Here is a 19577-nt window from a genome sequence, read left to right as displayed (position 1 = left end):
CTTTGGTCTATGACAAAAGAAACTGATAGTCGACGCGGAAGACACGGTGTTTTCCTGATGCACGTCCACTTGGTATTCGTCGCCAAGTATCGACGAAAGATATTCGATCTTGATGCCATCGAAAAGCTACGCAGCTACTTTAGCAGCGTATGTGCTGATTTTGGTGTTGAACTGGTTGAAATGGACGGCGAATACGACCACGTGCATTTGCTGATCAACTCCCCGCCAAAGCTCGCAGTATCGAATCTGGTCAACAGTCTTAAAGGCGTTTCCAGCAGGCTGCTTCGGCGTGACCGTCCAGATATTGCTCTACGCTATTACTACAAAGGCGTTCTGTGGACACCGAGCTATTTTGCAAGTAGTTGCGGAGGTGCGCCGATCTCGATCATCCGGCAATACATCGAGCAGCAGAAAACACCAGGTTAGTCGGAAAACCGCGCCTGATAATGGATAAACCCTATTATTTTAGCTAGGGTTTATCAGCAATGTGATATCTGAACTGTCCAGCCTTCGGAAGCTAAATTCAAGATGTGTGTGATTTCTCCCCGCTTTGCGGGGAGAAATCAGGTTTCATAGCGTGTTATAAATTGCAACTTGAAGTTTAATGCATATAAATTAACCCAAGCTCAGTCATAAGAGCCGGTTCCCAAAAAAAACGCATAATTATCTTGGTGAATGTCATTTAAAATTACCTATATTAATTTTAATATAACTTCTTGGTATTTTTATTTTATTAAAAATACAACAACACTTGTTTGAATTTCATCCATAATACATAGGGTGAAATCCATATTTAATAAATTAAAGAGTTAAATAATAAAGGGTTATCATTACTTTATGTATTTTGTAATAATGGAAGTATTATTTTTTACAATGAAATAAATAAGCTTTCAAAATAGTAGATCACTTGAAGGGAACTCAGTCCAATTTTTGCGATCTGATTAATCGCCAAATCAAAAAAATCCCAAAATGGACTGAGTGATGCGAATCATAGCACCAATACCCCGAAATGAACGACGTCAGATGAAAAAATTTATTCATAAAACCCGGGATAAAGATTACGCCCGCCGACTCATGGCACTCTTGATGTTACATGAAGGTCAGACCGTTTCTTACATCGCCAGAACCCTTCATTGTTCACGTTCTTCCGTCCATCGTTGGATAAATTGGTTAACGTTATATGGGCTGGAAGGATTAAAAAGCTTACCGAGAGGAAGGCCTACTCGATGGAATTTAGCCCCGATTTTTAGCTTGTTGTCGTTCTTATTATCACACTCCCCGCAGGATTTTGACTGTTTGCGTTCACGCTGGAGTATTGAACTTATCACTCAGATAATCAATGAATTATTAGGGGTATCACTGTCGAAAAGTACGCTTTATCGTTACTTTTGTCAGGTGGGTATTGTCTGGCGAAGAGCGGCGCCTACTGTCAAAAAGCCTGATCCGGAGTATGACGAAAAAATGGCAAAAATCACCGAAGCCTTAGCCAACGCATCAGAGCAACATCTTGTTTTTTATGAAGATGAAGTCGATATCGATCTGAATCCTAAAATCGGGGCAGACTGGTGTCTAAAAGGACAACAAAAACGCGTGATGACACCGGGGAAAAACCAAAAGCACTACCTTGCAGGCTGCCTTGATGTCCGAACAGGTCAAGTGACTTATGTCGGTGGTATAAAGAAAAACGCTGATTTATTTATCAATATGTTAGAGAAAATTAATCGTCAGTATCGTCAAGCCAAAAGTATCACGTTGATTTTGGATAATTATGGTATTCACAAAAGCCATAAGGTCAGGGAATGGCTAAAACAAAATCCTCAATTTAACCTGTTATTTTTACCGGTCTATTCGCCATGGCTAAATAAGATTGAACGCTTGTGGCAATCCTTGCATGAAACCGTCACCCGAAATCATTGCTGTCAGTATATGTGGCAACTCTTAGCGTGCGTTGAAGAATTTATGATTGCATTTTCATTCGGGCAACAACCGGGAATGAAAAAAATGAGTGTATCGTTATTATGAAAGTTTATTTATATTTAATTAGTGTATTTGTTTTCTGACTTCTGTCAGTCTAAACCGCGACGAATAAAAACTTGGTTCACCATAACCTGTATTTGATGAGGGATTTATACTCCCGCCATGTAAGTCAGTAAAAACTTCTGATTGACTCAAGAAATAATTACCTGAAAAATTAATCGATAAAACAGCGCCTATTTTGGCTGCCATGGTTGACACATTCTGTTCTAGTATTTCATTGGTGGTGTAAAGCCCGATAGATAAGCAGCCTTTTTCCATTGCGATTCGTTCAATGTGGGAAAGACTATCTTCAATATTTTTTACTCGAATAATTAAAGTAATTCCCCCTTCTGGTAGTGGACAAGTCCTTTCTGAATGCATCTCCATACATACCAATCCGGGTCCCCAAATCTCAGCATGTGGATAATCCTTATCTACGAATCGTTGTGACTTTTTAATCACCTTACCATAAATACCCGCATTAGCATCTGTCAGATATTTTACATTTTCCGGATTAACCAATGTTCCCAGAATATCTTTAGGATTATCGACTACAGATAATGTGTTATCTATCATTGATGAAAGATCTTTCACAAAAGTATCAAAGCTAATCATGCCGTTAGGAGTTTGTATTCCTTTCTCTGGTAAATAGAGCAATTTGGGAGATGTACAAAGCTGTGCTGAATATGAACAAAGGCCAAAAGCAAGATTACGTAACATGCCCTGATAATTGTCTGAGGAATGAATAATAACCGGAGTTGTCCCACTCTTTAAGGTGAAAACACGAGCTTGCTTAGCATGGGTCTCCAACCAAATACCCATTTCTGTGTTACCCGTGTAGTCGACTAGTTTAATATCTGATTTTGTCGCTATTGATTTTGTGACTTGGTGGTGATTACTGTCTAACAATAAAGTCACAATAGAAGCAGGAAGACCCGCTTCAGTTATCACTTCTCTGAGAATAGAGGTGGTCAGTGCTAATGGTAAAACAGCTTGCGGGTGTGGCTTGATCAGAACTGGATTTCCGGCCATTAAAGAAGCAAAAATAGAGGGATAAGAGTTCCATGTTGGAACAATACGCCCACAAATAACAAGGCTTAGACCCAGTGGTTGATGTGAAAAGGTTCTCTGGTATCTCATGCTTGGTGCACCACCAATGCAAATATCCCAGTGATTTTCTTTTTGTACGGAGTTTAACTGTTGGTAGATACGAGCAATGGCTTCCAACGCTCTATATTGGGCGTGTATTGCGCTGGCGTGAAATCCCATCAAATAACTGTGACCACTCGTGTGCATCCCTACTTCAGTAAACAAAAAAGTGGCTTTGTGTAATCGAAAAACCGATTCTAACAATATAGCGGCTCTTAAATTATATGGAACTGCCCCCCATAGAGATAAAGTTTTTACTGCTTCGGTACAGGCGACATCGGCATCAATGATGGGATATTTAATGTTTAAATCAAAACCATAGGGTGAACGTTCAGATGTATACCACTCTTTTATTTTTGCATCTTGGATTTCATCCCAATTATTTTGACTGAAATATGTATTTAGTAGCGACATGAAGTCATGTTGGCCCTTTTTCTGTTCTGACAGAGGATAATCAGCTAAATTATCGGAGAAAGGTTGCCAATGTCTTCCAATTTTCATAGCTTCTAGTGTTTCCAACAGAATTGGGTAATGTTCTCTCCACCAATGTTCTACCCGCTTTTCATCGAATTGACTGACAAAACTGTTTATTGTCTCACTCCATTTTGTTTTTATCATAATAGTTCCCAGTTTGTTTGGTAGAAAATTCGGTTATAAATTCATCAGAGCGTGGAGATACAATTGATAATTCATCATCCACTGTGCGAGTTGGTAAGGTACGTGCTTTTGTACGAAAATCCATCGAATCTTGACCAACGGCATACCTGGTTTTAGGTGATTTATCTGTCAGAGCCAAGTAAACCACTTGAGCAAAATGGTCTGGTGTTGTTGGGCTTGCCTGAGCATGTACGGGGCTTGTTTCTAAAAATGTTTGAAAGGAGCGACCATAAATCCTTTTCAAGGAGCTATTAGCGTTAGCTATAATGTTTCGTCCAACAGACAGAAATTTATCCCAAATAGGAGTATTGATGGCACCCGGCTGGATGACTATCACATCCACACCTGAGTTGTATAATTCTCGTCGTAGCACATCGCTAAAAGCCTCTTTTGCGAACTGGGCTATAGAATAAGCGCCTAAATACGGCAGCGCCAGATTCCCTAAACCTGAAGTAATATTAATGATACGTCCCTTTCTGTAGCGAAGAAGAGGGAGAACTTTCTGAGTTATAGACAGTTGACCTATTACGTTAGTTTCCAACTGATATCTCAATTCATCAGCAGGTAACATTTCCAATGGTGAGGGGACACAGATACCTGCGTTATTTATAATGGCCCAAAGCGGTGGGGCATCATGTTTTTTAATTAATGATAATGCATGATCAATGCTTTCTATTTGGGTGATATCAAGTGGTATGTAATGAATATTGGGGGTTGAGGTTGGTACTACGTTACTTATGTTCCGTACGCCTGCAAAAACAGTAAACCCTCGATTAGCAAGATAAGAAGCAGCCTGAGCGCCAAGACCTGTGGATGCTCCTGTGATTAGTATGGACTTACATTCGTTTGAGACTGAAAATGTTTGTTGATCCATAATTACTCTATGAATGCATTTCATTTGCAAGACAAAAATCACTTTGACACCGACGGTAGGTTGTAATTTTATATCCAGCCTTATTGCAACTGATATTGTGGGCCTTGATATATATACATTATCCTAACGCGCTTTACGCTCAGGTAATTATTTAGGTTTAGCAAGCCACGGTTTTTACCTACCTTTGTCATCATGACTCTTGCCTCAGCAATTTTTCCTGCATTCATCCTCGTGGTTAAAAGTTAAAGTTGACCAGTGAAATGCCTCAATAAGGCCTGACACTGGTATAATCTTTTTGATATTCCCGCAGATGGGCAACCAAAGCCCAAATAAGCGCGAGCCAGTTTATTCGCCATTCCTACCACCGCCACACAAGCCGGGCAGCGTTATTACCCACAGCGACGGCGTATCCCAACACAATATTGATAAGTGGTTGGGATGCGCTCATGACATTCACTGGGAGGAATTTAGAGATGTATCAGCGTGAATATCAAAGTTTCCTGTCGAAAAATTCAATGATTTTTCGAGATTTTTTCTGAGCTTTATCATTGGCATAAAACGTAAAGAGAGATCCCTTATCAAACAATGAAAGGTACGATCATCTTGTTCAGTTTCACTCAACATTCTTGATGCATTCACTAACATTTCAGCCCTTGGAATACGAATTTTTTCATATTGACGCAGAGCAGAAATTGGATCTAACTGTTGTCTAAGAACATGTCCCAAAATAGCTGCATCTTCGATAGCCATACCAGCCCCCTGACCAAGGCTTGTCAGCATAGGATGGGCGGCGTCTCCTAATAAAGTGATTCTGCCTTTTCCCCAAAGAGGTGAAAACGGCCTATCTTGTGCAGGGACAGTAATGATATTTTCGGATGGGGTTTGTAGGATAATGTCGGAAACAATAGCTGGCCATCCTTTATAATACGACAGGATGTCTCTATTATTTCCTTTCCATTTGAGGGATTGTTCAGTTTGCATATTCGCAGTCCCCCACCAATATACTTCACCTCCACCTATATCGATCAAACCTATTCGTTTTCCTGCCCCCCAATAATGGCCAACGTAGCCTGGTGTGATCTGTGGATGTTGATAGCGAGTAATAGCTAACCAGCAAATATAATGAGCTGGACGAATGGGTTTATTCCCTTGAATATAATCACGGACAAAAGAATAGATTCCGTCAGCACCAATGAGCAAATCTCCATGAGTTTCTCTACCATCACTAAAATGGACAGAAACACCATCATCCTTCTCAATAATATTAGTGACTTTAGCTCCGACATGTATGATATTTTTATCAAGCTGCTGTAGCAGAGCTTCTTGCAATGCTTTACGTGATATACAAACACTATCGAATCCATTAGAAAATGAAATTTCAGGTATTGGTAATCTACGTATTAAACGATCTTTGACGTTCCTAATTTCAAAGTATTTAATTGGTGCGCCAAAATGTTCCAACTTTAGATTAATACCAATAGAGGATAAAGCCGCAACGGCATTGGACATGACAGATAAACCAGAACCTACTGTACGTAAAGTGGGAGCTTGTTCATAAACTTCAACAAAATAGCCAATCTTCTGTAATACTACAGCCGCTGTTAACCCACCAATACCGGCTCCAACTATGATTACTTTTAATGGACGATTCATACTTCCTCCAAGTCTAACAATACTTGTGCTTTAGCGTGGGCATTCATTTCTTGAAGAATAACTCTCGCAACTTCAGATACATACGGTTCTTCCATGATTTCTAAATGATCACCTGGTACATCAATGACATTGATATGGCCGGTCGTCTTGCTTTCCCAGCCATTTTTAGGGTCACGATATTCGCTTTTTATCGCATCATGCATAGAGCGTAAAACTTCTGGTAGTGGACGCGTCGCATGTAATAAAGTCATATTGATATCTGCTTTATAGGCAGCATAATCTGTAGCTGCTTTCCAATTGGTCTTATACACATCGAATAATCTTTGTACGACAGCACGGGAGCTGCCTTGTGGAATTGCTCCTGTGGCAATTCCATGCCCAGTGATATATTCGAATCGTTCCTGTAAAGAAGTTATATGTTCCGGTACAATTTGCTCAGGGAGAGTCGCTCCTTCATTAAGCCACAATAATTCCCAGAAAAACCATCGTAGCAGTGCTTCTTCATTCGCTTTTCCCTGAGATTCCGTGTTAAGAGCAACCGTATCTAAGACGAAAAGATCGGTAACTTCTTCCCCATGCTCTTTCAACTGGCGTGCCATCTCAAATGCAACAAATCCACCATAAGACCAACCTCCGATTGAATATGGGCCATGTGGCTGGATTTGACGTATGGCTTCCAGATAATTCGCAGCTTGTTCTTGTACACTGATTAAGGGGGTAGATCCTGCGTCTACTCCGTGAGCCTGCAATGCATAGAAAGGTTGATCTTCAGGGAAATGCTTCACTAATCGTAAATAGGACAATACATTTCCCCCCATTGGATGGACAAAAAACAGTGGCTGTTTATGGCCTGTAGTACGCATGGGAACAAGAGGACTGAATTTTGGATATCCTCCTTTTTCTCTGATATGTGCTGCTAACTGTGCGACAGTTGGGTTACTAATGAAAAGAGACAGAGGGATATTGGTACCGAAATATTTTTCTACCAAAACAACCATTCTCATGGCTGTCAATGAGGTACCACCGATATCAAACAAGTTTTGATGAACAGATAAGCTGGGTATTTTCAACAAGTCCGCAGCCAAATCACATAATACTTGCTCATAGTTGTCCCGCGGAGCCGTATTCTCGACATCATTATCCCCATACATGATCCGTATATTACGTAATGCTGCATCATCACGTTTTCCACTTGGGGTTTTAGGTAGTGATCCCAACCATTCTATTTGGGAAGGGAGCATGTGTTTAGGAAGTATTTCAGATAAATGTTGTTGTACGCGCACAGCAAATAGTTCGTTTTTTTCCCCAATCAGGAAGGCCACCAAGAAACCATCACTTTCGCCATGCTGTTGAACAACAACAGCAACGTCTTTCAGTACTTCGTCAGCACCAGGAGTACTTGATATTGCTAATTCTATTTCTGCCAATTCAATACGATAACCACGGACTTTAACTTGTGTATCTTTGCGACCTAAACAGAGAATATTTCCATCCTTAAGTTTTACTCCCAGATCACCGGTGCGATACAGTGGTTCATTACTATTTTTGAGTATTATAAAGCGCTCAGCTGTTAATTCAGGTTGACGATAATAACCTAGCGCGACAGGTAAACCCCGAACATAAATTTCACCTTGTTCTCCCGAAGAAACTTCTTCTAATTTACTGTTAAGGAGAACGACATCCGAGTTGTTAATATTTTTACCAATTGGTGGAAGTGCAGGGAAAGACTTTGAATCGCCTTGCATAGTAAATGCAGTGATTACATGAGATTCTGTAGGGCCATACTGATTCTCTAAGATACCGTTATTTATTTGGCCAATAAATGTACGAATATCTTCTGTGATCCGAAGTTGTTCACCTGATGAAATGACAACTTTTAGATTTTTTGGGTAGATGTCCAGTGCTACTGCTGTTTCTGCTAATTGCTGAAGTGCCACATAAGGCAAATAGATCCTTTCTATTTGGTAGGTATTGATAATACGTAGTAATTGCAAAGGATCACGTCGCTCATCTTCACTAATAAGATGTAATTCTCCACCAGAAGTAAGTGTAGAGAAGATTTCCTGAAATGAAACATCAAAACTCAGGGGGGCATACTGCAAGGTAGAACGGATATTCTTACCAGTGTGAGTTTGATTCTGCCAGGTAATCAAATTCGACAAGCTTCGATGTGGCATTGCCACGCCTTTGGGCTTACCCGTTGAACCTGATGTAAACAGTAAATAAGCCAACTGCTCAGGAGCTATTTCTATATCTGGTATCTGCGTATTTCCGTTTATTAACGTATCCACTCTCATTGTTGGGATTGTCATTACGTTGAATAACGTATCGGATTTATCATCAATAAGAGTAAATATTGGCTGAGTTTGTGCCACCATAGCTTCAATACGCTGAGCCGGATAACTTAGATCCAATGGCAAACATACGCCTCCAGCTCTCATCACACCAACCAGAGAGGCAATTAATATAGGTGAACGTTCAAGAGCAATAGCTACAGGCGTATTTTGAACAATCCCCTCGGAAATTAGCGCAGAAGCAATTTTACCCGATTCTCGCCATAGCTTTTTATAACTCCATTGCAGGTTGTGATAACGAATTGCTATTGCATCAGGTTGTTCCTGTACATTTTTTACAATCATCGTTAGCGTTGATATGAATTCTTGGGATGGTATTTCTTTGCTTCTTTGTGTGAGTGGCTGGCTCAGTGTTGCCCGTTGATCACCACTGCTGACCATTCTGTTTAATATGGCCATATAGGTATCCATATAAGTGTCAGCTTGCACTTGTGAGAAAACATTTCCATCAAAATCACATCGTAGATGGTTTTGACCTGTGATGAAGTCAGTCATGACATTGAGTAATAATTCAAAGTTAGTTTCTTCCCACGGATCAAATGCGATTAAAGATAAAGCAGGAGTGCTAAATACTTCAGATAATATGTGGAAGTGAATGTAATTGAAGGCGGAATTTATTTTTGCGCCTTCACCTGCCACTTGCTGGATAGCATTAAGTGGGTATTTACGGTATGGCGCATGTCGTTGTTCAGCGCTGAATACAGAATGGATACAATCTTTCCATGTTTTGTTAGATGCAGAGAAGCGAACGGGCAGTGTGTTGAGAAATAAACCCAGTGTTTGTTCTGAATTCTGTACATCAGGTCTACCGTGGGTGACTAATCCCGTTGCGATTTCATCCTGATTAGTCACTATCGCTATAGTTAAACAATGTGCAGCAAAGAAAACCGATTTAATTGAAACACTTTCTTGTTGTACCAATGCCTTTAGTTTTTTTTCGATTTCTTCTGGAATGATTGCTGTTTTTGTGAAAATCCGATTTTTTGGCAAACTTTCGTACAATCGGTAGCTAGGGAATTGCGTTCGGGGAAGTCCGTTAAACATTTCCTTCCAGAATATTTTATGTTCCTGATCTTGTAATGCGTAAAGTTCATCTTGTATATACAGAGCAGGTGATGGAAGTACATCAGTTTCAGAAAAATAGATACCATCATTAAGGTAACGGGAGAATAGTTCACGTATTAGATTTGCCACGCTACCACCATCCAGAATGGCATGATGGAAACTAAATACCATCTCTATAGCATCTACAGTCTTGAACAAACAGATGTGATATAAAGGCGCATGATCAAAATGGTAGTCCTGATGACTTCTTTTTTTCATGTACTCTTTTATGAGTTGCTCAGATTCAGCCAATGTAAGTGAGCTAAGATCTGTAATCTCTACTGCATGATTAAGATCGATACTGTGATTAATGAGTTGCAAGGGTTCGCTGAAATCAGCCAGGTTAAAGTGTGAACGAAGAATAGGATGGCGTTGGATAGTTGCCGCTACACTTTTACGGAAGATTTCAGGTTTCCATTCTCCTTTCAGTGTATAGCGGAAAACATCCTTATAGGTGGCTGAACCTTTACTCTGCTGACTATGATATATCAGGCCAAGTTGGAGCTGAGTTGCAGGGAATGCATCAGCATATTGAGAGAGCTTCGCACGCTCTTTTTCTTCAATTAGTGTAAAAGGGGGTAAATTAACGGTTCTTTGAACTTTATGAGTAATGTCAATTTGTTGACTCAACTCTGCTATTGTCAAATATTGTGATAATTCAGAAAGAGTGACACTTATTCCCGCTTTTTCAGCTTCAGAACGGACTTTCAGCATTAAGATAGAGTCGCCGCCTAGTGTATAAAAATTATCTTGTACGCTGAGCTGTTCAACCTTTAATACTTGTTTCCAAATTTCTGCCAATTTATATTCAGTTTCAGTCTGAGCATCATTATGTTTACTCGAATCATCTGCTTTCACCAATGTACTAAGAGCCTGCCGATCAACTTTACCGTTTGGGGTGAGAGGAATGGAAGGAACTTGAAAAAATCTCAGTGGAACCATGAAATCGGGTAAAAATTCCAGTAAAGTCTCACGTAGTTTCTCGGAAGTAAAATTCTGGTTACTTGTAACATAATATGCACAAAGATAAGTATCGCCATTATTGTTCTTTTGTGGCAAAACTTCAGCTTGGGTAATACCAGGAATACGTTCGAGAGTATTTTGCACTTCCCCTAATTCAATGCGGTTTCCTCTAATTTTTACTTGATTATCAATTCTTCCTAGATATTCGATACTACCGTCAGATAACCATCTTGCTAAATCTCCTGTACGATACCAGCGTTGTTCTCTATCTAAAATGAATTTCTCATCGGTTAATTCTGGCTTATTGTGATAGCCACGAGCCAATCCAATCCCACCGATTTGCAGTTCACCCGCAATCCCTATTGGTTGTCGAGTACCATGCTGAGACATAATCCTCAGTGAAATATTGTTGATCGGAAAACCAATGGGAACTCGGTTAATAACATCATTATTTTCAGGAAGAAACTCGAAATACGATACGTCTACTGTTGCCTCTGTTGGGCCATATAGATTGATCAACGCTGGTGCATGTAAGCCAAAGGTAGAAAAGATTTTACGAAACTGATTAACTCGTGTCGGAGGAAGAGCTTCACCGCTGGTGAATACACGGCGTAAGCTAGTTAATTTATTTACTAATTCAGGTTCGGCTTCTAAAATATCTAAAAAAGGCTGGAGCATAGAGGGAACAAAGTGCAATGTAGTCACATAATGTGTACTGATTGCTTTTATTATCTCTAATGGATCTTTATGAGCACCGGGTGGTAATAAGTGGACAGATGCCCCAGAAATCGACCACCAAAATAATTCCCAGACGGATACATCAAATGAAATCGGTGTTTTTTGTAGTATGACATCGGTATTATCCAGTGGATAACGTTCCTGCATCCATTCAATCCGATTTACTGCGGAATAATGATCGATCATAACTCCTTTAGGTTGCCCGGTGGAGCCTGATGTATAAATCATATATGCCAGGGAGTCCGCTGTAGATAAATTGGGTTGTTTTACATGTTCTTCTTGAGTTGAAATGCTATTACCATCAATGACAGTATAAGAGTTAGCGACTAAAGATTGATGTGTTTTGTCGGATATGATTACCCCAACACCACTATCATTCAGCATATAATTAATCCGTTCTTGCGGATAATTAGGATCTATAGGTAGATAAGCAGCACCTGATTTTAGTACAGCAAAAATGGCTATTAGCATATCTGTGCTACGATCCATCAATATTGCGACTATATCCCCTTTCCGTACCCCCTCTTTTAGTAAAACTGTAACCATATTATCTATATGGATTTGGAACTGAGAATAAGTCAGTGCGGGATGCCCGTCAGAGTTTGCAATAGCAACGGCGTTCCCGTGTAATAAAACCTGAGCATCGAATAATGTTGATAAGGTCTCTTGTTGCGAGAATTCTGTAATGGGTCCTTGCTCAAAAAGAGCTAATTGAGCTACTTCTTCTGCCGTAGAGGTATTCACCTCCGAGATAGTTTGTGTTGGTGATGCAATAAGTTGTTTGATAATACGTTCTAAAGAAGCTGAAAACATTTTAAAGGTATAATTTTCATCGAAAATATCTACAGCAGCAGTAATATCAATAATGACATCACTATTTTCCCCATAAGTATTCATGTGGATAGCAATTGCATCATCTTCATGTGCCGCTGCATAGTTATCTACGCTTTTATCGGAACAGTCGGAAGTATTTTCTATAGGTAATTGGTTATAGGATACAGTGACATCGAACCATTGACGTTTTGTTGTTCCCATAGATTTAAGCAAACGTCCGAGAGGAATATGTTCAAAATTTTTCAGTTTTTGGGTGTCTTTTTTAATACGGGTTGCTAGAGCAATAAGGGTGTCATTTGCTTTTATTTCAACAGCAAGTGGTAATGTATTAGCCCACTGGCCAGCAATATTGAGCTGATTAGTACGGCGGTTACGTAGAGGAACACCTATTGTTAACTGGGTGTTATTATGTATCTGTGACAATAAAATAGCTACCGCAGACATAACAACTTGGTAGGGATTAATGCCTTGAGAAATAGTTTTTACGACTTCATCTTTCGCCAAGATATATCGGTGGCATATAAAGCGAGGGAGATTAACTTTCTTTCTTCGATTAAAAAAAATAGGCTCATGGCGTTGCGAAAGTATAGCCAACTCTGCTGTTTGTTGTTCTATTTCAGGTTGTGAGAGAATTTTTTCTTGCTCAGTTATTGCTGAGATGTATTCTTCAGCGTTGTCATATGATATTCCCTGATTAATCTCATTATTCTGATAATCTTGGAGAATTTTTTTTGCTAATTGGTTTATTCCCCAACCATCACAAACAATATGGTGAGCACGAAGGAAAATAGCAGTACAGCCATTTTTTAGATTTCGTATTAGAGCAGCCTCGATGAGTGATGTGTCATCTAGATTAAAAATTCGTTCTGACCATTTACTGAAGACTACAGCAGCCTCCTCTCCTTGAGCATCAATAAGTTCAGCTTGATTTTTTGTTATCTCTTGTATCTGTTGGCTCAGTATCCCTGATTGTTCAACAATACGTAATCGGCTTGTGACATCATGATTAATTACCTTATTAATTGAATGAAAAAGTTTTTCAAAGTGAATATTATCTTTTAATATCCTTGCTGAGGAAAAAGTAAATTGACCACTTTCTGGGTTACGTTGAGTTTCATAGTAAATTTCTTTTTGATACTGAGTAAGAGATAAAACTAGTGGTTTTTTCATAATTATTTGTTTCATTATTAGGAAGTTGAAATGCGTTAATTAAATTATTTTTGGCACTATCTCTATTGACTTATATCACATTGATTTATTCATTCGAGTCCCTTAGTGTTGGACTGTCATAAAATATTTATTATTTTAATGGTGTATTGTTTTTAATTGGGTGGATATACCAATAATATCTATTATGTGGCTTACAAATTTGGCACATTGCAACAAACTTTGTCAAGTGACATTTGTTATTGATTGAGTTTTTATTAGGTATATAAGACTAGACTGTAAATTAAATTTAACAAGGTGACTTTTCTCTCATTTTTATAATATAAATAAGTAATAAATTTTATCTCACTAATTATTTTTTTATAAAATAAAAGGTTTTTCTTTTTTTAATGATATTTGTAAAATTATATATCTAATATTTTTTGTTAATAAATTAGATTATATATTCAAGGTGTTTTTTTATACCAGATCAGTGGGGTAACTTTGTACAAAAATTGAATAATTATATGGAGATTGGTCGTTTTTAGTATTTACCCTGCATATTTATCGAGTCAAAAACTATCCATCCGGGAGCGTTGGCGATAGCCAGCTATTAACCATTGTCGAGAAAATGGCTTAATTTATTTATTCATGCCTGTTCCTTAATTAAGAGCAGTTTTTAGTTCAAAAGTTCTGATCTTGGAACAGGCGCTTAGTTCAATTTTTTATCCAGAGTTCAGGTTAGCTAAATAGTCAATTTTAGTCATTGTTTTTCATCCATCTTTTCACTTGTTTTATACGCATTAAACTTCAAGTTGCAATTCATAACACGATATGGAACCTGATTGCTCCCCGCTTCGCGGGGAGAAATCACATGCATCTTGAAGTTAGATTGGTATAGAAAGTAAAAACAGGCAATTCGCCGGATTTATGTATGGTGACGTTCTAGAAGCAGCTGAGGTACCTTCCAACCAGACGTAGACCTGAAAAATACTTTTGACAAGGTTAATCTTTACTATGTTGGTTATATTCATAATGATTTTTTATGAAATTTACTGAATCTGGCAAAAAAATGACATTGTTTTCCACTGAAAAAGGGACGTCTATGATATCAATGATGGATAAAATCAATCACATTTTAAGCCTTCAAGAAATAAGTCAAAGGCAGAAAAAGTTTTTAAAAGTTTAGCTTCTGGATCAACATCATCAGCAATCCATAAAGCTGCTTCAACTAAACTTCCATTTATTAAACAAGCCAAAACTTCTGTATCAACATCTTTTATTTTCTTTTCAAGAACCATTTTTTTCAAAAGGATTCTCATTGATGAAATACAGTGCGCCTGGGATTCTCTAAACCGATCACCTAAAATGATTTTTGAATCTCTTAACACTATTTGTTGAAACTCTGAGTTGAGTGACATTGCTAAGTAGGCTCGGCACCTATCGCGAAATCCAGTCCATGAATCAATGGCATTATCAGATATAGACTGGAGATATTGATCCATTTCTGAATCGATTTGCTCAACAACGGCCATTAATAAGCCTTTTTTATCACCGAAATGATGGTACAAAGCCCCACGAGTTAACCCTACTTTGGAAGTAAAATCATCCATTGAGGTATTAGAATAACCTAAAGAGCCAAAGGCATGACGCGCAGTGGCCAATAGTTTAGTGCGAGTCTCTTCAATCATTTCTGTGCGGGTTCGCCGAGTCATTTATCCTCCGTTAGGATTCATTTAATAGTATAGAAGTAACCCTTTGACATACGTTGAGTATGTTGATATGTTGTTTAACATACATAGCGTATGTATATGCGCCGATATCTTAAATTTTGTACAACCAATTATCACAATGAGAAGCAATATGAGCAATCCTTATAGTGAATTATTCAAGGCATCTGGTGCGATGGGATTTTCCTTGGCAGGTTTTGTGGCTCGTATGCCACTTCCAATGACGGGAATTGGTATCATCACTATGATATCACAGCTAAGTGGTAGCTACGGATTAGCAGGAGCAGTATCAGCAACTTTTGTATTAACTTATGCATTGGTAGCTCCACAAATTTCTCGTTTAGTCGATAGTTATGGTCAGCGTCGTGTGTTGCCCCTTGCTACCGTGATAAGTGTTTTAGGTATATTAGCTCTTTTGGCTTGTACGTATTGGAATGCTCCTGTTTGGACATTTTTTTTATGTGCTTTTCTGGCAGGTTTTATGCCTAGTATGTCCGCTATGGTACGTGCCCGTTGGACCGCCATCTATCGTGGACAACCTCAGCTACAAACAGCTTATTCCCTTGAAACAGTATTTGATGAAATTTCGTTTATTGCTGGGCCGCCTATATCAGTTGGTTTAAGTATAGCTGTTTTTCCACAAGCGGGACCACTTGCGTCAGCGCTTCTGTTAGCTGTAGGTGTGTGTTTGTTTGTTATGTTTCGAAGTACAGAACCGCCTGTAGAGACTCAGAAAGTTACACAGGAAATAAAAGGTTCAGTTATTAGAATTTCTGGCGTATGGATTCTGGCATTACTACTTGTCTTTATGGGTATTATTGTTGGTACTGTGGATATAGTTAGTGTTGCTTTTGCTAAGCAATTGGGGCATCCAGCAGCAGCTAGTATCGTGTTATCTGTTTACGCTATAGGTTCTTGTCTTGCTGGATTGATATTTGGTGCACTTAAGCTAAAGACTCCATTGCACCAACTCCTTCTTATAGGGGGATTGGCTACCGCTTTGACTACTCTTCCTTTTTTAATTGCTAACAGCATTTTCAGTTTATCTATATCTGTCTTCATAGCAGGTTTATTCTTTGCACCAACAATGATCATATCCATGGCATTGGTTGAAAGAATGGTTCCAGAAAGGAGATTAACGGAAGGACTAACCTGGTTACTTTCTGGTCTTAATATAGGAGCGGCTTTTGGAGCCGCAGCGGCGGGGCAATTTGTTGATATATATGGTGCTAGTGGTGGATTTATTGTTTCTTTGGTTGCTGGATTGGGGGTGGTTTTAGTTACATTGTATGGTTTTATGCGCATACGTACACATCGTGCTATATCTTGATTAACGTAAAACTTGTGCACCCTCTGTCAGATTAGTTGGCAGAGGGTTTTTTGTAGTGTGGCATGATAATTCTGGACACCTTGGAAGCCTATTAATTCACACCTATACGTATTAAACTTCAAGTTGCCATTTACGACACGGTATGAAGCCTGATTTTTCCCCGCTTCACGGGGAGAAATCACAGGCATCTTGAAGTTAGATTGGTATAGATGTCTGGTTTGTTTTTTAATGAATATTTATTGATTCGAAATAGAGCCATGTTTATTCTTCCTATTTTAGGTGGATTAATCATAGTGGTTTATTTCCATGTGTATGACTATTTTATTAAATATTTCTTTAGAGCATCCTCAAGTATAATTGGGGTTTGATTTTAATATATGTACATGTCCAAGCAACAAATATCACATATACGCATTAAACTTCAAGCTGCAATTTACAACACGATATGAAACCTGATTTCTCCCCGCTTTGCGGGGAGAAATCACATGAATCTTGAAGTTAGATTGGTATATTTGAGTCAGTTTTCTATCAGATCTGATGATTCTATTTTTCATGTTTATGAGTTTTTTATCTGGAATATAATGGTTGTTATAACTGTTTTTGATGCTAATATAGATAGGAAAATATCTATGATGTCTTTCTTTTTGCCGTAAATGTCTACAGTTTTTGTCTTTGAAAATCTCTTATGAGTAAAAAATTCTTGATTACACCTTGTATTCAAGCAATTGATCTTTATCTGATACATAATTAATTCCACCTATATGAAACCTTTCTAATATTAACAGGATACCTCTGATTGTGTTGATATAACTAATTTCAGTAATACAAATATAAATATTACTGAAAGTTGAAGTAAAAATTACATTCATGTTTAATCAAAGTTATTTAACACTGCCAGTTTTTTGTTTGCTACTCTAATTATCTTGATTTATATTATGGAAAGGATTTATTTTCCCTTAATTTGTGTTGTTTTTTAGTAGGGCGGGAGTATGAATATTTATTTATTGTCTAAGGCTCGAAGATGAACTTTTCATAAACAAATTTGGTTCAAAAAAGAACCATAAGTAGATCTGTTGTTTTCAGAAAGTAACAGCAAAGCCTATTAGTGCTCTCTGTTAATGCTTTAGGTTATAAGGAGATAATATCTTTGATATAACTTCCAATGAATTAGGCATTACAGTCCAATCCAAGAGGGATAAAATCTTCTTAGAGCTGACAGAGTCCCACAGGGTATAACTCCATTAATCTGTTAGAGTGTTGTGTGGGATCAGGTTGGTTTGTTGCACTTATCCAAAAGGTTCACATGAAGTAGCAGGGGAGGTGTTGGTGCATGTCTTTTAGCACTTAAGAGGTTTATTTGGGGTAAGTTATTGGCGATTCTAGCTGTTATTACCACTATCGTTCTGTATCTTGCGAGTATCAGTGAATATGATGTTTATCACTGATTGTTAAATCAGAATCCAGTTTCGCCCTTGGAAATTCAAATAGTTGTGATAGTTACTATTACATATGAAATTTTTTACAACAATAAGTTAACAATTATTATGACATACCGTTTATCATCTAAAGATCTTTGGGTATTGAGCTTTATGACTTTTGCCCTATTCGTCGGGGCAGGAAATATCCTTTTCCCACCTATGGTTGGCCTACAGGCAGGTGAGCATGATACATGTGCTGACACTGTATCTATTCGGGGGTTAGCATGAGTCAACAATGGACATCCCGTCTGGGGCACATATTAGCAGCAACCGGATCTGCCGTTGGCATTGGTGCTATCTGGAAATTCTCGTATGTTTCAGCAACGAATGGTGGTGGAGCATTTTTGGTTGTATTTTTATTGTTTAGTTTTGTCATTGGATTAGCAGTTCTGTTAGCTGAAAACATGCTGGGAAGCAGTACGGGTGAAGTGGCCGTTAATGCGTTTAAAAAATTACTTGGTAAACATTGGGGATGGGTTGGCCTTATAGGTGTATTCAGTTCATGGTGTATCTATAGCTTCTACAGTGTTGTCGGTGGTTGGACCATAGGCTACACAGTGATGGCAAGTACAGGAGAACTGAATATTACAGATGTTTCTCAACTGACATCTATTTTCACCAATTTTATCAGCAATCCATGGTGGCCGATAATTGCACATTTGGCATTTTCAGGGTTAACCTGCTTCGTGGTATTATCTGGTGTGCAAAAAGGCTTGGAAAAATCAGTTAAGGTCATGATGCCACTGTTATTCTTGATCATGATAGTGTTAATTATTGTTGGCATCCGTTTACCGGGTTCATCAGAAGGGCTAAAACTATTCTTATATCCAGACTTCAATAGCTTGACCGGAAAAGGTGTTCTAGATGCGTTGGGATTGGCATTTTTTTCCCTGTCTATCGGGTTAGGGATCCACATTACGTACAGCTCCTATTTGCCTAATAACAAAGGCATCGGTAAATCGAGTATTTGGGTTGTCATCCTTTCCTGTCTGGTTTGTATATTGGCTGGTCTGATGATTTTTCCTGCTTTGGCTGCTGCTGGTTTAAAACCAAATGCGGGTCCTGGATTAACATTTATGACGATGCCAATTTATTTCGCTAGTCTTCCAGGTGGTTCAATCTTAGCAGTCACTTTCTTTTTATTGTTATTAATGGCTGCACTGACCTCAGCAATTTCATTACTTGAGCACATTGTTGCTTATGTTCAGACGCGTTTTCATTGGTCACGTCGTAAAACCAGCTTAATAGTTACGGCATCGATTATGTTGATGGGGATCCCTGTTTCCTTATCTTTTGGTCCGTTAAGTCACGTCACATTAGGTGGAAAATCCATCTTCGACATGTTGGACTTTATTACTTCCAATGTTCTCATGCCATTATTCGGAATTATTATTTGCCTCGTATTTGGCTGGTCACGTAAGGTCAATGCATTAATACCGGATAATATGTCATTGCGGAAGCGTCAGTGTTTACGGTTTATATGGCGATATGTTGGACCTTTATGTATCGGGGTAATTTTGGTACACGGTCTTATTTGATTATGTTAAGTAT

At 38.6% G+C, this 19577-nt stretch carries 9 protein-coding genes and 1 pseudogene; 5 read left to right on the top strand and 5 right to left on the bottom strand.

What is annotated here, in order from left to right; all coding sequences use genetic code 11:
• Positions 1-9: 9 nt before the first annotated feature.
• Positions 10-426: an IS200/IS605 family transposase gene (gene tnpA, locus WDV74_RS14135; protein ID WP_338885602.1), complete on the top strand. Its 417-nt coding sequence runs from the start codon at positions 10-12 to the stop codon at positions 424-426.
• 555 nt (positions 427-981) lie between these two features.
• Positions 982-2022, top strand: a complete 1041-nt coding sequence (locus WDV74_RS14130; RefSeq protein ID WP_338883023.1) for an IS630 family transposase — start codon at positions 982-984, stop codon at positions 2020-2022.
• A gap of 18 nt (positions 2023-2040) precedes the next feature.
• Here the strand turns inward: WDV74_RS14130 and WDV74_RS14125 are convergent, their stop codons facing one another.
• The 5 genes from WDV74_RS14125 to WDV74_RS14105 form a co-directional block, all read right to left on the bottom strand.
• The gene (locus WDV74_RS14125) at positions 2041-3783 is read right to left on the bottom strand and encodes an aldehyde dehydrogenase family protein (protein WP_338883430.1); all 1743 of its coding nucleotides are present in this window, start codon (positions 3781-3783) and stop codon (positions 2041-2043) included.
• Positions 3761-4696, bottom strand: coding sequence for an SDR family NAD(P)-dependent oxidoreductase (locus tag WDV74_RS14120; RefSeq protein ID WP_338883428.1), 936 nt, complete (start codon positions 4694-4696; stop codon positions 3761-3763). The genes WDV74_RS14125 and WDV74_RS14120 overlap by 23 nt, the downstream gene beginning before the upstream one ends.
• Positions 4697-5149: 453 nt before the next feature.
• Positions 5150-6349: an FAD-dependent monooxygenase gene (locus WDV74_RS14115; protein ID WP_338883426.1), complete on the bottom strand. Its 1200-nt coding sequence runs from the start codon at positions 6347-6349 to the stop codon at positions 5150-5152.
• Positions 6346-13512 carry an amino acid adenylation domain-containing protein gene (locus WDV74_RS14110; RefSeq protein WP_338883425.1) on the bottom strand — a complete coding sequence of 2389 codons (7167 nt, stop codon included), beginning with the start codon at positions 13510-13512 and terminating at the stop codon, positions 6346-6348. Before WDV74_RS14110 ends, WDV74_RS14115 begins: the two co-directional genes overlap by 4 nt.
• A 1103-nt stretch (positions 13513-14615) precedes the next feature.
• Positions 14616-15203, bottom strand: a complete 588-nt coding sequence (locus tag WDV74_RS14105; protein WP_338883423.1) for a TetR/AcrR family transcriptional regulator — start codon at positions 15201-15203, stop codon at positions 14616-14618.
• A 148-nt stretch (positions 15204-15351) separates the two neighbouring features.
• Here WDV74_RS14105 and WDV74_RS14100 point away from each other — a divergent pair, with 148 nt between their 5' ends.
• The 3 genes and pseudogenes from WDV74_RS14100 (at position 15352) to WDV74_RS14090 (ending at position 19564) form a co-directional block, all read left to right on the top strand.
• Positions 15352-16548 (top strand): MFS transporter, encoded by a 1197-nt coding sequence (locus WDV74_RS14100; RefSeq protein ID WP_338883422.1) that lies wholly within the window; start codon positions 15352-15354, stop codon positions 16546-16548.
• A gap of 1544 nt (positions 16549-18092) precedes the next feature.
• Positions 18093-18212 (top strand): annotated as a pseudogene (locus WDV74_RS14095) (branched-chain amino acid transport system II carrier protein); the annotation flags it as partial.
• A 38-nt stretch (positions 18213-18250) separates the two neighbouring features.
• Complete coding sequence (locus WDV74_RS14090) at positions 18251-19564, top strand: sodium-dependent transporter (protein ID WP_338883421.1); 1314 nt, start codon at positions 18251-18253, stop codon at positions 19562-19564.
• Positions 19565-19577 lie beyond the last annotated feature (13 nt).

The sequence above is a fragment of the Xenorhabdus sp. TH1 genome, from assembly GCF_037260955.1.
In the GTDB taxonomy this organism is placed as follows: Bacteria; Pseudomonadota; Gammaproteobacteria; order Enterobacterales; family Enterobacteriaceae; genus Xenorhabdus; species Xenorhabdus griffiniae.
Note: the sequence above shows the minus strand (reverse complement) of the source record. Positions and strands in the feature narration are given on the sequence as shown.

What these genes read in the sequence shown, in the direction of transcription:
- WDV74_RS14130 (WP_338883023.1), top strand. Translation starts at nt 982, where the DNA reads ATGCGAATCATAGCACCAATACCCCGAAATGAACGACGTCAGATGAAA.
- WDV74_RS14120 (WP_338883428.1), bottom strand. Translation starts at nt 4,696, where the DNA reads ATGGATCAACAAACATTTTCAGTCTCAAACGAATGTAAGTCCATACTA.
- WDV74_RS14090 (WP_338883421.1), top strand. Translation starts at nt 18,251, where the DNA reads ATGAGTCAACAATGGACATCCCGTCTGGGGCACATATTAGCAGCAACC.
- WDV74_RS14100 (WP_338883422.1), top strand. Translation starts at nt 15,352, where the DNA reads ATGAGCAATCCTTATAGTGAATTATTCAAGGCATCTGGTGCGATGGGA.
- WDV74_RS14125 (WP_338883430.1), bottom strand. Translation starts at nt 3,783, where the DNA reads ATGATAAAAACAAAATGGAGTGAGACAATAAACAGTTTTGTCAGTCAA.
- tnpA (WP_338885602.1), top strand. Translation starts at nt 10, where the DNA reads ATGACAAAAGAAACTGATAGTCGACGCGGAAGACACGGTGTTTTCCTG.
- WDV74_RS14115 (WP_338883426.1), bottom strand. Translation starts at nt 6,349, where the DNA reads ATGAATCGTCCATTAAAAGTAATCATAGTTGGAGCCGGTATTGGTGGG.
- WDV74_RS14110 (WP_338883425.1), bottom strand. Translation starts at nt 13,512, where the DNA reads ATGAAAAAACCACTAGTTTTATCTCTTACTCAGTATCAAAAAGAAATT.
- WDV74_RS14105 (WP_338883423.1), bottom strand. Translation starts at nt 15,203, where the DNA reads ATGACTCGGCGAACCCGCACAGAAATGATTGAAGAGACTCGCACTAAA.